At 48.4% G+C, this 14,291-nt stretch carries 16 protein-coding genes; 9 read left to right on the top strand and 7 right to left on the bottom strand.

Going from position 1 to position 14,291, the window contains the following annotated elements:
- From VFK44_07330 to VFK44_07310, 5 genes are all read right to left on the bottom strand, one after another.
- A partial coding sequence (locus VFK44_07330) for a tetratricopeptide repeat protein (protein ID HET7628185.1) occupies positions 1-883 on the bottom strand: 883 nt, incomplete at its 3' end.
- A gap of 49 nt (positions 884-932) precedes the next feature.
- A complete protein-coding gene (locus VFK44_07325; protein HET7628184.1) occupies positions 933-2,249 on the bottom strand; it encodes a winged helix-turn-helix domain-containing protein in 1,317 nt (438 codons plus the stop codon).
- 267 nt (positions 2,250-2,516) lie between these two features.
- On the bottom strand, positions 2,517-3,614 hold the full coding sequence (locus tag VFK44_07320) for a tetratricopeptide repeat protein (GenBank protein ID HET7628183.1): 1,098 nt from the start codon (positions 3,612-3,614) through the stop codon (positions 2,517-2,519).
- A 222-nt stretch (positions 3,615-3,836) separates the two neighbouring features.
- Positions 3,837-5,162, bottom strand: a complete 1,326-nt coding sequence (locus tag VFK44_07315; protein ID HET7628182.1) for an ammonium transporter — start codon at positions 5,160-5,162, stop codon at positions 3,837-3,839.
- Complete coding sequence (locus VFK44_07310) at positions 5,162-5,524, bottom strand: P-II family nitrogen regulator (protein HET7628181.1); 363 nt, start codon at positions 5,522-5,524, stop codon at positions 5,162-5,164. The genes VFK44_07315 and VFK44_07310 overlap by 1 nt, the downstream gene beginning before the upstream one ends.
- 151 nt (positions 5,525-5,675) lie before the next feature.
- Here VFK44_07310 and VFK44_07305 point away from each other — a divergent pair, with 151 nt between their 5' ends.
- The 3 genes from VFK44_07305 to VFK44_07295 all read left to right on the top strand — a co-directional run bounded on the left by VFK44_07305 (position 5,676) and on the right by VFK44_07295 (position 7,524).
- Positions 5,676-5,882 (top strand): hypothetical protein, encoded by a 207-nt coding sequence (locus tag VFK44_07305; GenBank protein HET7628180.1) that lies wholly within the window; start codon positions 5,676-5,678, stop codon positions 5,880-5,882.
- Positions 5,883-5,909: 27 nt separating this feature from the next.
- Positions 5,910-6,284: a DUF488 domain-containing protein gene (locus tag VFK44_07300; protein ID HET7628179.1), complete on the top strand. Its 375-nt coding sequence runs from the start codon at positions 5,910-5,912 to the stop codon at positions 6,282-6,284.
- 64 nt (positions 6,285-6,348) lie between these two features.
- Positions 6,349-7,524, top strand: coding sequence for a hypothetical protein (locus VFK44_07295; GenBank protein ID HET7628178.1), 1,176 nt, complete (start codon positions 6,349-6,351; stop codon positions 7,522-7,524).
- Positions 7,525-7,527: 3 nt separating this feature from the next.
- Here VFK44_07295 and VFK44_07290 read toward each other — a convergent pair whose 3' ends face one another.
- Positions 7,528-7,875, bottom strand: coding sequence for a potassium channel family protein (locus VFK44_07290; protein ID HET7628177.1), 348 nt, complete (start codon positions 7,873-7,875; stop codon positions 7,528-7,530).
- A 139-nt stretch (positions 7,876-8,014) separates the two neighbouring features.
- Between VFK44_07290 and VFK44_07285 the strand changes: the two genes are divergently transcribed.
- The 6 genes from VFK44_07285 to qoxD all read left to right on the top strand — a co-directional run bounded on the left by VFK44_07285 (position 8,015) and on the right by qoxD (position 13,822).
- A complete protein-coding gene (locus VFK44_07285) occupies positions 8,015-8,980 on the top strand; it encodes a threonine/serine dehydratase (GenBank protein HET7628176.1) in 966 nt (321 codons plus the stop codon).
- Positions 8,973-9,755: a helical backbone metal receptor gene (locus tag VFK44_07280; GenBank protein HET7628175.1), complete on the top strand. Its 783-nt coding sequence runs from the start codon at positions 8,973-8,975 to the stop codon at positions 9,753-9,755. The genes VFK44_07285 and VFK44_07280 overlap by 8 nt, the downstream gene beginning before the upstream one ends.
- Before the next feature lie 282 nt (positions 9,756-10,037).
- The gene (qoxA, locus tag VFK44_07275) at positions 10,038-10,901 is read left to right on the top strand and encodes a cytochrome aa3 quinol oxidase subunit II (GenBank protein ID HET7628174.1); all 864 of its coding nucleotides are present in this window, start codon (positions 10,038-10,040) and stop codon (positions 10,899-10,901) included.
- Between the two features lie 15 nt (positions 10,902-10,916).
- On the top strand, positions 10,917-12,875 hold the full coding sequence (gene qoxB / locus VFK44_07270; GenBank protein ID HET7628173.1) for a cytochrome aa3 quinol oxidase subunit I: 1,959 nt from the start codon (positions 10,917-10,919) through the stop codon (positions 12,873-12,875).
- Positions 12,876-12,880: 5 nt separating this feature from the next.
- Positions 12,881-13,489: a cytochrome aa3 quinol oxidase subunit III gene (gene qoxC, locus VFK44_07265; GenBank protein HET7628172.1), complete on the top strand. Its 609-nt coding sequence runs from the start codon at positions 12,881-12,883 to the stop codon at positions 13,487-13,489.
- A complete protein-coding gene (gene qoxD, locus VFK44_07260; GenBank protein HET7628171.1) occupies positions 13,490-13,822 on the top strand; it encodes a cytochrome aa3 quinol oxidase subunit IV in 333 nt (110 codons plus the stop codon). It abuts the gene before it with no gap.
- Between the two features lie 143 nt (positions 13,823-13,965).
- On the opposite strand, the gene VFK44_07255 is transcribed toward qoxD, so the two are convergent.
- Complete coding sequence (locus tag VFK44_07255; protein ID HET7628170.1) at positions 13,966-14,271, bottom strand: hypothetical protein; 306 nt, start codon at positions 14,269-14,271, stop codon at positions 13,966-13,968.
- Between the last annotated feature and the right edge of the window lie 20 nt (positions 14,272-14,291).

The following is a 14,291-nucleotide window of genomic DNA, read 5'->3' as shown; positions in this document are numbered from 1 at the left end:
CGCGTGCTGCGAATTTCGCTTCCAGCACTTTGAACCGATGAAAGTAGTCGTTCGATGGATCGTTTGCTTTACGTAACCCTTCGGCTAACAGGGCCTTCCCTTTATCCGCTTCATTCAGCAGAAAATACGTCTCGCATAGTTCGTGAATATTTTGGAGTTGGATCCATTCATACTTGGTGTCGATACATCTGTATACTTCCTCGTAAAAGGTTCGGGCACGATCATATTCGCCTTTGTGCGCGTAAAGAAGTCCGAGATTTTGATAGATCACCCATTTCAACAAATTGTCACTTTTCGCGGCCCTGCAAAGGTTTAAGGCGGTCTTCAGGTGGATCATGGACCGATCATAATCCTCGAGCGACATGTAATTGAGTCCGAGTAAATTTTCGCAGTCAGCCATGCGTTCCGATTGATCTTTGTTCGAAAACGCGCGGAGCGACTTTGTTGCAAACTTGATCGATAAGCTGAAATGATGGGTTCTGAAATAAACGGAAGCGATTCGATAATAAAATTCCGCTTGTTCGATTTCCGGCTTGTCACGTAAGAAAGGTTTCGCTTCTTGGAGAAACTGCAAAGCTTCGTTATAGTTCCGAAAATAAAAAGCGTTTACGCCGCGAAAAAAATAATAGTAATAATTGAGCCAATGGCTTTTCTCTCGATGAGGCGAAATCGTGTTTAAGATCGCGGATGATTGGTCATAGTCATGCTGCATTAAAAAATACCAAGCGGTGAGCAGTCGGTAAAAGCAAGACAAATCGGGGTCTTGGATGTTCCCGAACGCTTCCAGTTTGCGCTTGAGCGATTTCGCTTTCTCACCGTTCCCCGTGTTGATCAAGTGATACCATCGATTGAGCGCTGTTCGCAATTGCTCGCCTTTCACCATTCACACCTCAAATTCCATATCCTTCTTCCTTTTATTATAACAAACGATATCATGGCGACGTATAAACGTAGCCGCCTTGCGGACGTCCGACGATGAGAGGGGCGGCGGGTCCCAACTTCTTTTTTAACCGATGAATGGCTTGGCGAACGCCGCTCGCTTGAATGGAGCCCTTCCATATTTCTGCGGCGATGACGGCAGCCGAAATGATTTCTCCCTCATGAGCGATGAAAAACTTCAGAAGGTTCGACTCTTTCCGGGAGAGTCCGATTCTTTCTTGTTTATCAAAGGCGATCCAACTTTCGGTTGCGTGAAAATACAAATGGTTTCCGACAGAAACGAGATCCGCCCCTTGTTGGCATGGCCGCTTTTCTTTTGCGATTCCGTTGTTCATCGAAATAAATTCGCGGCTGTATTCATTGACAAACGTCCAATCGTGGTTCCTAATGAAGTGGGAAACGGCTTCCTGGTAGACGGGTTGACGCGAAGCAGGGTCCACGAATTTTGCTTCTAAAAGTTTTAAATGGTGTCGATAGTCAACATTGTTGTGCGAAATCGCATAGGCCAATCCTTTGTCTAAGTAGTCTTTCCCTTGTACCGTCTTTCCGAGCTGAAAACAACATTTGCTCAAAAAATAATAGGTTTGCGCAATAAAATCATTGTCTGTTTCACGCCATTTCGGAAAAACACGTTTGAAATAAGGCAAAGCCTCGGCAAAATGCCGGTGATTCGCGTACAGGACGCCGATGTTGTAGAGGATGATGTTCTCCGAAGACGTATTTTTTGCCTTTCTAATGTAGTACAATGCTTTCATGTAATGGTTGTGAGCCGATTCCAACTCGCCCCGATCTTCAAAATGCAATCCAAGCAGATTTTCGCAATCGGCCATTCGCTTATAATGGGCGTGCGCTGCAAACAAAGCCAGTGCTTTTGCGGCATCCCGGCGAGAGCGTTCGAAACGAAGGTCGCGGTAAAGGGCGGAAGCCTTTTTATAATAAAATTCACCGCATTCTTCGTCGTTGAGCGCGGAGACGGTCCTTTCCGCCTGGGCGTAGAACGCCAGCGCTTTTTTATAATTTTTTCGATTGTATTCGAGATGGCCGTGAAAAAAATAAAAATAATAGTGAAGCCAATGATGTTCGTTGGCCGGCGGGTGTAGGCCGTCAAGCAAGAGCGCAGCTTTGTCGTGATCTTTAAGCAGGATGAGGTATCTTGCCTTAAGCAGCTGCCGGTAAAGGATCAAATCTTCATCTTTTAGAAGTAAATCGGCATCTACACGTTTATTCAGTTGCGCGGATCGTTCGTACTCGAAATTTTTTATCGCCTCGTACCAATCATCGAGGACTTGTTTTTGTTTGTTGGCGTTCATCGTCACTCCGACTTTCCAGAGGGGTTTTTGCTTATTTTATCAAAAATACGGGCTTTCGGGGAGGGGGAGCGTGTTCACGGAAGATTGCAACAGCGAACGGCGTGCACTTGGCATGCACGCCGCGTTCCTATTCGATCGAATTCGGATTAATCGTCAATGGTATTGTCTACTGAGTTCGTCTCAACCCCGTCAGCCGACAAATGGGTTGCAGCATTCAAGTCGTTAAGTGCGAATAGTCCCAAACCTACTACAGCGACAACGATAATCTTAACTATCAAATGTTTCATTGGAAAGTCCACGCTCCCTTTCGATTTTTGTTCTTGCTTCAATGGACAACAGTAAGTACTCATAAGCCTCTTGAAACTTTCCTATTCCACCGTAGTAAGCACCCAATTCATCACTGTACTCGACGACTAACTGCCATTCTTCATGTTCTTTGTAATATTCAATCCCTTCTTTATAGATGGTTTCAAAATGTTGAGGCTCAAAAAACTTGGTTTTGAGCAGTTTACACCGATAGTAATACGTGAGGTAATCGTTCTCTTTCGATAACCGGAGCCCCTTGTCCAACATCTTAAGGGCTTCCATAATGTGATCAAGCTTTATATAGTTTTTCGCCAGTTGAAACAGATTTTGCGTTATTAAATAAAGATCGTTGTTTTTGAACAGCTTTTGTCCTTGCGTCAAGTAATGGATCGCATTTTTGTGTTCATTCAACTCCGAATACAAGACTCCAAGGTTGTGCAGCACTCTTGCTTTCAACAATTCGTCTTGTGTTTTTTCGGCGATGATTAAAGCGTCCTGGTAATGCTTTTCTGCTTCGTTATACTGAAAGATATCCTGGTTGCAAATGCCTAATATCATTTCACAGCCTGACATTCTTTTGTAATTGTGGCTGCTTTTGAAGATGCCCAGCGCTTTCTTCGCATACTCGATGGTCAACGTGATTTTGTACGTTCGCAAATAAGTCGCTGCCAGCCGGTAATAAAATTCACCGACTTCTTCAGCATCTTGGTTGAACACGTGCAAGCGGGCACGATTGTAAAAATCGAGGGATAATTTGTATTCTTGGCGTTCGTAATGGTAAATGCCGCGGAAGAAATGATAATAATAAGTCAACCAATAACGGTCATTGTTCGTATTAAGATCAAGTTCGGCGATGACAGATGAAAACTTTACCAAATCCTTGTACATTAAATGGTAACGGGCTGCCATTAATTTGTAAAGTGCTTTCATTTCGAAATCCGAAACATCTTGTTCTGCTGTGTCGATTTCTTGTTTCATCCGATCGGCCGTTTCGAAATCTTTATTCTTCATCGCGTAATACCAGTCTAGCAACACATCTTTTCGAACTTTGACATTCAAGAAATACACCTCAACTTTTCGTCAAACCATTTTGCCGACACGGTAACTTGTCTAATAATGTAATTCGCAGTCGACTGACAAATTCCTTCAAGATTTGTAAAAAAAATTAAAATAAGCGGATGGTCCCAGTGCTGCTGGTTCTTTGTTCCTAAATTGTAAAAAGGCGATAATAGCAAAAAAGAAGAGATCACCGTTTCGCGGCGATCCCGGAAATCCTTTGTTTCAAATGACTGAATGTTTGTCGCGCTTCCACTTCTTTCGCGGTTTTCCTTCGGCGATCGAAATTCCGGTATGTTCTTGAAAATCGTAAAGTCCTGAAGGAAGATCCGAAAAACGCTCGAGGTCGTTGTATGCGGGAATTCCGTGATAAACCATGTCCAATCCTTCTTCTTCCTCAGGCTCTGTAGCTCGAATTCCTACGAGCTTATCGATGCCTTTCGCGGCTGCGTATCCTCCGCCAAGGCCCCAAAAGGTGACGGCTGCGGCGCATAACAGTTGCACGAGAAGAAGGTTCGCGCTGCCGGTCGTCAAAAGGCCGTCCGCGGAATCGAATAGACCGACGGCGATCGTCCCGAAAACGCCGTTGAATCCGTGTACGGCAACTGCGCCGACAGGATCGTCGATTTTGAGTGAATCCATGAACAAGGTGGCGTAAACGACGATGAAACCTGCGGTTGCCCCGATGATGACAGCGCTCCAGGGCGCGACGTAAGCACATCCTGCGGTGATCGCCACGAGGCCGGATAGGACGCCGTTGATCGTCATGCTCGGATCGGCTTTTCCGAACTTGAACATTGTGACGAACAACGTCATCGCTCCGCCGGCGGCGGCCGCGAGCATCGTGTTCAATGCGATCGAGGCCAGGGCGGCGTTTGATGCGTCGAGCGTGCTGCCGGCATTAAAGCCGAACCAGCCGAACCAGAGCACGAATGCACCGCATGAGGCGAGCGGAATGTTGCTCGGCGCAAAAACGTTCGCGCTGCCGTCGGAGTGAAACCGGCCTTTGCGCGGGCCGAGCACTTTGGCCATGCTCAAGGCGGCGAAGCCGCCGAGGGCGTGAATCGCGGCGGAGCCGGCGAAGTCTTTCATACCGAGGGAGGCGAGCCAGCCGCCGGCGTTCCAGATCCAATGGCCGGATATCGGATAGAGGATCATCGTAACGAAGACGGCGACGAGAATGTAAGCCTTGAAGTTCATCCGTTCGGCGACGGCTCCGGAAACGATGGAGATGCAGGCGACCGCAAATCCGATCTGGAACAGGACGTAAGCGGCGGTAGGCAAGTTCGCCGTAAGTTGAACGTTTTCCGGTGCGGCAAATAGAGTCGTACCGAGCAAGCCGAATGCGTCATCTCCGAACATGAAGCCAAAGCCGACGAGCCAGTAGGCGAGTGTGCCGACGGTCAGATCGACGAAAATTTTCATCGTGACGTTGACGGTGTTTTTCGTGCGGACGAGACCGGCTTCGAGCAAGCTGAATCCGCCTTCCATGAACAAAACCATCGCTGCGGCGATGACAACCCAGACGGTATTCAAGTAAATGAGTTCCATTAGTTCTCCACCTTTTTCACAAGTTCGTCGATCGTTTGATCCGGTTCTCCCGTTCGGATATTGTACGCTTCCTCGACCGGCGAGACGTAAATTTTTCCATCCCCGTTTTCTCCGGTTCCTGCCGTGCTCATAATGACGTTCATCACTTCACGAACCTTATTGTCGGACAACACGATTTCGATTTTCACCTTCGGATGAAGCGTTACCTTATAGTTGTGGCCGCGGTAGACACCCGTTCCATCTTTCTGTTGGCCGCGTCCGACGACTTGATATACGGTGAGGCCGGTAATTCCGATTTTTCGCAATCCGTTGATCGTATCCGTCAATTTTTGCGGGCGGATAATCGCTTCGATTTTTTTCACTGTCCGTTCAAGCCTCCGATTTAATATGTTAGCTTTCCTTACATGTTATGATATATCTTATAACAAATCCAAAGATGAATCAACGATTTGGCATGAAACATGCAATTTTCATTCAATTAACCGATAATAATAGAAAAAGGAGGAATGGATGATGATGAGTGTCGGAGGCGGGACTTTGTTTACTTTAATTCCGATCGTATATTTTCTCGGAGCTTTGTTTTTGCTCGTGTTTGCGATTGTTTTCTTGTTCAAGGCGATTGCGTTCATGAACCAGAAGACGGAGCATGACCGAATTCGCAACGAAGGATTGCGGGAGCTCGTCCTGCTCTTGAAGAAAAAGGAAGAGGAACAAGGTTGAATCGTTTGGCGCAGCCGGTGAAAGGGAATGATCGACATCGAGGAGGCGATGGTCATGATTCGTTTGAAACGAATTTATGAAGAAGCTTCGGCTGATGACGGGAAGCGCGTGCTCGTTGACCGGGTGTGGCCGCGCGGCGTTTCGAAGGAAGAGGCACGGCTCGACGAATGGATGAGAGCCGTTGCGCCGAGTCCGGACTTGCGCAAGTGGTTCGGACATGATCCGGAGCGTTTCGACGAATTTAAGGAAGCGTATGAAAAGGAGCTTTCCGAGAGTGCGGAACGCCAGGAGGCTGTTGAGCAGTTGCGCGATTGGAGCGAAGAAGGCACGGTTACGCTGCTTTACGCCGCAAAGGACGAAACACATAACCACGTCGTTGTCTTAAAAGCGTTCTTGGAGTAAGATAAAGCAGGCGGCCGATGATTCGGCTGCAAAAGGACGGATGTTTGTTCAGGAGTTGAGAGGAATGAAAACCCGTATCGTTTCGGGGGCTGTATTTCTGTTTTTGTTGGTCGCATTGGCATTGAGCAGAAATGCGGTCGATGATTGGTTTATCGACGTGGAGTGGTTGTTGCTTTTCGGTCTTTTGTTTCTTTGGCTGCGCCCAATCTTTTTTGTCGGCGGCCGATTGCCGACGTCTTCGGCGGCGATGATTATGTCATTCGGCATCTTCATGAGCGGGGTGTCCCGACATTTTTCGTTGTTCACCGGATTCTACGGAAAAATTTTCGCCATCGCCCTGTTTGCCTTGTGGGTATATTTTATTGGTGTTTATGTAAAAGATCTCCTCGATTCGGGGAACCGGAAGTTCCATCTCGGAGATCCGGTCGGAAGTTTTGGAATCGGCACTTGGGTGGCGGCAACTTCGGTGACGGGAACGATATTGGTGCATCGCGTCCCCGAGTTTGCCGCTGTTGCCGAAGTGATGGCAGGTTTCAACGTTTTTTTATGGGCGTTGTTTTTCGGATTGTGCGTGAAAAATTTCGTTATCGTCTTTCGGAACCGTTGGTATGAGAAGATGCATGGCATCATCTTGCTTTCGACAGTGGCGACGGAATCGGTATTGATTTTTTGTCATGCGCTTTTTCGCGACCTGCTTCCGCACGTTTTCGCGGTAACGCTCCTGTTGATCGGCACCTTTTTTTACATGATCGGATTTTTGTTGATCGTGCTTCGTTATTTGCGAACGTTTCGGCAATTGCGCTGGATCCATGAATGGACGAACACGAACTGCATTTTGCACGGTTCGATGTCAATTACCGGTTTGGCCGGCATTCTTTCAAATGCGGTTTCCGACCGTGCGGCCGTTGCCATTTGGCTTTGGGTGTTTGTCTGGTTCATCATTGTTGAAAGCTGTGAAACCGTGCGAGCTGTAATTCGGGTCAAACAACTTGGCTTTGCACGCGGAATCGGCAGCTATAACGTGACCCAGTGGGCGCGCAATTTTACGTTCGGAATGTTCTTTGCTTTCACGATGCACTTGCGTGTGCCGCCGGCAGGATGGTTGAGCGCATTGCACCACTCGGTTCTTACTTATTTCGCATGGATCGTCGTTCTGCTGTTTTTGAATGAAGTGTTATTGTTAGTCAAGCGCAGCCGTTCGGAGACAAAAGTGAACATGCCGGAAACATTCGGGCAATAGCGTTTACCGTTTGAATTGATTGGGAAACAGCCGGACAACTTGCACCATCACGGTCGCCGGCAGCAAATAGCCCACCAGCGCTTCGATGACGGAGACCGCGCGGGACCAGCCGAACGGCGTAATATCACCGTAGCCGACAGACAACAAAGTGATCGCGCTAAAATACAGCGGTTTCATGATCATGTGAGACCATCCTTCGGTTATTTCATAACGTTCGTAGTGGTCGATGACCGGGCCGGCTCCGGTATGGTCGAGCAGCATGTAAATCGCCGCGAATGTGATAATGACGTTGAAATAAAGCAAGAGCAGACCGAAAACATTTGATAAAATGTGAGGATCTTGCCGTTTCATACCGATTGTCCTTTCTTCGCGAATGCCTTCACGATTTCTATGATTTTATGCTTGATCTGCTCGTTTATCCTTTATAATGAGAGAATAGCATGCCGGATGCGGCGAACTGCCGCGGCAAGGCAAGAAGGGGGTTGGCGCGATGATTGGTTTGCGCGACATCAAGGAAGCGGGAAAATCGGTTGCGGGAGAGGTTCACGAAACCCCGTTGCTGCAGTCGCGTACGTTATCGGAGATGGCGGACAACGAAGTGTACTTGAAAGCGGAACATTTGCAAAAGACGGGTTCGTTTAAAATTCGCGGGGCGGCGAACAAGCTGAAATCGCTGGCAGGAACGACGAAGCATGTCGTGGCCGCGTCCTCGGGCAACCACGGGCAAGCGGTTGCTTATATGGCCGCGAGGCTCGGCATGAAAGCTACGATCTTTGTGCCGGATGACGCGGCTCGCTGCAAAGTGGATGCGATCAAAAGTTACGGGGCGGCCGTGCTCGAAGGCGGGCCGACGTCGAAGACGAGACTGGCTAAAGCGCGCGTCTTTTCGAAAGAAAAAGATGCGGTATTCATCCCTCCATACGACGACCCGTTTATTATGGCCGGCCAAGGGACCGTCGGTTTGGAAATTTTGCGAGCGCTGCCTGAAGTCGATGTCATATATGTGCCGATCGGCGGAGGCGGGCTCATTTCCGGCATTTCGACCGCGATCAAGGAAACGAATCCAGAGGTGCGTGTCATCGGAGTCGAACCTGAGGGGGCGAACGATGCTTTTCAGTCCTTGGCGGCGGGCAAAATTGTTTCCATCGATCATCCAGAAACCGCGGCTGACGGCTTGCGGGCGTTGCAACCCGGCGAGATGACTTATCCAGTCATTCGAAACTATGTCGATGAGATCGTTCTCGTCAGCGAAACGGAAATTAAGCAAGCCTTCACTTTCATGCTTGAGCGAATGAAACAGCTTGTTGAACCCTCGGGTGCGGTCGCGATTGCTGCGGTCATGGCCAACAAGGCTTGCGTTTCCGGAAAGAAGGCGGCGGCTGTTGTGTCTGGAGGGAATGTTGCGCTCGAGCGCATTCCAGCCTTGATCCACACGGAGGCGATCAGTAATGCGTAACATGAAAGACCATTTAGGCCGTGAGACCGCGTATCCGTTTCCACCGAAACGAGTCGTTTCGTTATGTCCTTCGATTACGGAAACGTTGTTCGATCTTGGCTTGACGGAGAAAGAAGTCGTTGGGCGAACGCGTTATTGCATTCATCCTGAATCGCTTGTGAAACAGGTGCGCACGGTAGGCGGCACGAAAAAAATTAAGACCGATGTCGTTGCCGAACTGAAACCGGATTTGATTATCGCCGAAAAGGAAGAAAATCCGAAGGAAACAATCGAAGCGTTGGAAAAAGATTTTCCGGTGTTCGTGGCGGATGTTCGCTCCTATGAGGACGCATTGACGATGATACGAGATCTCGGGAAATTGCTCGATCGCGAAAAAAAAGCGGAAGCGCTCACTGAGAAAATCGAACAGAAATTCGACTTTTTCGGAAGGGTCAGCCCGCGTTCGATGGCGTATCTGATATGGAAAAATCCGTACATGGCCGCCGGAAGCGACACTTTCATCGATTCGATGCTGCAAAAAGCCGGCTTTACGAACGTTTTTGCGAATCGTCCGGAGAGGTATCCGGAAATCGAGGTCGCGGATCTTCGCCAGGCTTCGCCGGAATTCGTTTTTCTGTCCTCTGAGCCGTATCCTTTTCAAGATGCGGACCGAAAGGAATTACGCGAACACCTTTCCGGTTGCGAGATTGTCGCAATCGACGGAGAAATTTGCTGGTACGGATCGAGGATGTTGAAGGCGGCCGACCTTTTGAATCAATTGTCGGAAACGTTATAGGGTTTATTGAGAGAAGCGGTCACTGCCGTTTCTTTTTTTTTATTCATTTTTCGTTAAACACCTCACCCATTGTGGTATAGAACAAAAAGATGGGGCACAATCGTCCGCGAGATTTGAACATTTCGGGACGATTTTGTTAATGAATTGTGATCAAAACGTGAGCAAATGGCGACATTTGCTGCAGCGGCAGCCATTGCAACGTCTTCTCTGGTAAGATAATTGCGGATCTGAAAAAATGTGACGGCGATCACAGAACTGTGCATCAGGAGAGGAGTGAGCCTTATGTTCAAGTGGAAAACGATTTCCTTATCGACATTATTGTTGAGTGTATTCATGTTGAGTGGATGCAACATAAAAGTTTTGAATCCGCAAGGTCCTGTGGCCGAAGATCAATTTCAGTTGATCTTATGGTCGCTCGGCTTCATGTTGTTTATCGTTCTTGTCGTCTTTTCGGCATTTACGATCATACTCGTGCGTTACCGGGACCGCCCGGGTCATCAAAACCATGATCCTGAGCAGGAAGGCAACAAATGGTTGGAATTGCTCTGGACGGTCATTCCGATCATCATCATTATTTGTCTTGCAGTTCCGACGGTACGGACGATTTATGCGCTGGAAGATCCGCCGAAGCAATCGAAAGACCAGGAACCGTTGACGGTCCGCGTAGTTTCGTCCGACTGGAAATGGATTTTTGTTTATCCGGAACAAGGCATTGAAACGGTTAATTACTTAAACATTCCGGCAGACGTACCGATCAAGTTTCGCTTAACTTCGGCCGGTTCGATGTCGTCGCTCTGGATTCCGTCTCTCGGCGGACAAGAATATGCGATGGCCGGCATGATGACGCAATTGATTCTTGAAGCCGATCATCCGGGCACTTACGTGGGCAAGAACGCAAATTTTAACGGAAAACTGTTTCAGAAAATGAAATTCAACGTTCATGCGATGACTCGCGAAGATTTCCAAGCATGGGCGGAGAAAGTGAAAAAGAATGCGCCGAAACTTACGAAAGAACAATATTTGAACATTTTGGAGCCAGGCGTATCGGCGAAAAAAACGTTTTCATCAACGCATCTTTCATTTGTAAATCATGTAAAAGAACCGGACTTTGCCGTAAAACATACAGAAATTTTGCCACCGCATTAAAAGGAGGGACTTCCGGTGAATCATCACGTCGATCATTTCTTCGTGAAGGGCGATCCGATGATCTATGCGGCTGATCTCATGATTATCATGACAACATTGGCCGTCATCTTCGTCCTCACTTACTATAAAAAATGGAAATGGCTGTGGAACGAATGGTTGACAACGGTTGACCATAAAAAAATCGGCATCATGTACATCATTGCCGCCGTATTAATGATGTTCAGGGGCGGGGTGGATGCCCTGTTAATGAGAGCGCAGCTGACCGTTCCGAATGAAGACTTTCTCGATCCGCAGCATTACAACGAAATCTTTACGACGCACGGGACCATCATGATTTTATTCATGGCGATGCCGTTCATCATCGGATTGATGAACGTGGCCGTCCCGTTGCAAATCGGTGCGCGCGACGTCGCGTTTCCGTACTTAAATGCCCTTAGTTTTTGGTCATTTTTCACGGCCGCGATGTTGTTTAACTTGTCGTTCGTCATTGGCGGCTCTCCGGATGCCGGCTGGACCGCTTACGCACCGCTGGCCGAACCGGAACTCGATCCGGGCGTCGGGCAAAACTTTTATCTCTTATCCTTGCAAATTTCGGGATTCAGTACGCTCGCGACCGGTATTAATTTTTTCGTAACGATTTTGAAAATGCGCGCTCCGGGGATGTCGATGATGAAGCTTCCGATCTTCAGCTGGTCAATTCTCGTTACGTCGGCGATCATCATCTTTGCGTTTCCGATTTTGGCGATCGCTCTAGCGCTAATGACGTTTGACCGGTTGTTCGGCGCTCACTTTTTTACGTTAACTGGCGAAGGCTTGCCGATGATGTGGGCGAACTTGTTTTGGCTTTGGGGCCATCCGGAAGTTTACATCGTCATTTTACCTGCGTTCGGTGTGTTTTCCGAGGTCATCTCAACGTTCTCGAAAAAACGGCTGTTTGGTTACAAGGCGATGGTTTGGTCGATGGTGTTGATCGGCTTCTTGAGCTTGATTGTTTGGGTCCACCATTTCTTTACGATGGGTGCCGGACCTGACGTGAACTCGTTCTTTTCAATTTCGACAATGGCGATTGCGATTCCGACCGGCGTGAAAATCTTCAACTGGCTCGGGACGATGTTTCGCGGGCGGATACAATTTACGACGCCGATGCTTTGGTCGCTGGCGTTCATCCCTTGCTTTACGATCGGGGGGATTACCGGCGTCATGCTGGCGATGGCGGCGGCCGACTATCAATACCATAACAGTTATTTTCTCGTTGCCCACTTCCATTTCGTGCTCATATCGGGAACGGTCTTCGGCTGCATTGCCGGACTCTTGTACTGGTATCCGAAAATGTTCGGGCACATGTTGAACGAGAAGATCGGCAAATGGGCGTTCTGGCTGTTCGTTCCAGGCTTTCTGATTTGCTTCTTGCCGATGTTCTTCCTCGGCCTTGACGGCATGACTCGACGGGTCTACACCTTCTCGAACAGCCATTGGACCGACTTGAATGTGATTGCCAGTATCGGTGCAGCGTTGATGGGCATCGGATTCATGGTGCTCGTCTACAACATGATTTGGAGCGCTCGTTATGGGAAACGGGACAAGACAGGCGATCCTTGGGATGGCAGGACGCTCGAATGGGCGACGCCGACACCGATTCCGCATTATAACTTTGCGCTTATTCCTCGCATCAAGCGGCTCGATGAGTTTTGGTATGTGAAACAAAACAATGAACCATCGGTACTTCGGTCGCTTCCGGTCAGTAAGCTGAAGCCGATTCATATGCCGAATTCGTCGGGAAGGCCGTTCGTCATGTCCTGGTTGTTCTTCATCGTCGGTTTTGCAGCGGTTTTCTATGTTTATTGGGTGGCCGCTCTCGCTTTGATCGGCGTGCTCGTTTGTATGGGCCTGCGGTCCTTTGAAATCGACGACGGTCATTACGTCAGCGTCGAGGAAATTAAGCGGACGGAAAAAAACCGGATTAAGGAGGCTTGACGCCATTGAATGCGACAACTGAACACGCTTCGCGCCCATTAGAATATTCAAAGGAGGAAGGCCGCCTTCGCATTTTCGGTTTTTGGGTGTTCCTCGGCGCCGAAGTCATTTTGTTCGGCACACTGTTTGCCACCTATCTTGTCATGTTCGGCCGCTATGCCGGCGGACCAACACCGGAAGAATTGTTCAAACTGAAAGACTTGTTGATCGAAACATTTCTTCTGTTGACGAGCAGTTTTACGGCGGGTATTGCTGTACATGAAATGCGAAGAGGCAACAAAAAAGGGTTGTTGATCTGGCTTGGGATTACATTGTTGCTCGGTCTTGGATTCGTTGCTGACGAAGCGAAAGAATTTGTCGAATACGTCGGAGAAGGGGCGAAGATTTCAACAAGCGGATACTGGTCCGGTTTCTACACGCTTGTCGGTACTCACGGGTGTCACGTTTCGCTTGGGATTTTGTGGATCAGTGGAATCATGATTCAACTTGTCCGGCGCGGCTTGAATGCAACGACCGCAAGGAAGGTATTCATCGCCAGTTTGTATTGGCACTTTCTCGACGTCGTCTGGATCTTCATCTTTACGCTAGTCTATTTGTCGGGGATGGTGAGATAAATGAGTGAGCAAAATCAGAGCCGAAACAGTGACGGCCGCGACTTTCCATGGCAGCACGTCATCGGTTTCATCCTGTCGATCGTATTGACCTTGCTCTCGCTTTGGATTGCTTTCAAGACGAGTCTTTCTACGGGGATGATCATGGCGATCATTATCGGTTTCGCCTTTTTGCAAGCGGCGGTGCAACTGTTTATGTTCATGCACGTGACCGAATCGGAAGATGGCCGATTCCAAATGTGGAATATGGTGCATGCTTTCATTGCCTTCGTGATCATTATTGTCGGATCGATTTGGGTCATGTCGTTCGGCATGAGTTATATGAACCATATGTAAGCGAACTTAAAAGAGGCTGACTCAAAAGGTCGTTGAAAACGATTTGACGAGTCAGCCTCCATTCGTTGCGATCAAGCAGAAAACGTTCATGGGGTCTGAAAAGCCACAGCTTTTCAGACCCCATGTTTTTGCATGTTTTCGGTTTATAATTCGGAGATCGGATCGTTGGAATCCGGGTGTTCCTGCCGGTATTCTGCGCCGATTGTCTTTCCTAAATAAATGACAAACATCACGTAACCGATTTCAGAAAGCACAAGACTGCCGTAGAAGCTAAACCAAAGCACGGAGAAGGGAGCCGGAAGCGTTTCCGGATTCAACCCGGCGAAGAAATACATCCACATGCCGATCAGCAACAACACTTGCGCTGCCGCAAAAACATATTTTTTCAAATGAATGAACACGAATGGAGCTGCGCTTGCGACCAACATGAAAATAATCGCCATATCCATAACGTTCATCATCCTTTCCA

It is taken from the genome of Bacillales bacterium (assembly GCA_035700025.1).
In the GTDB taxonomy this organism is placed as follows: Bacteria; Bacillota; Bacilli; order Bacillales; family DASSOY01; genus DASSOY01.
This window is presented reverse-complemented; position numbering and strand designations above follow the sequence as displayed.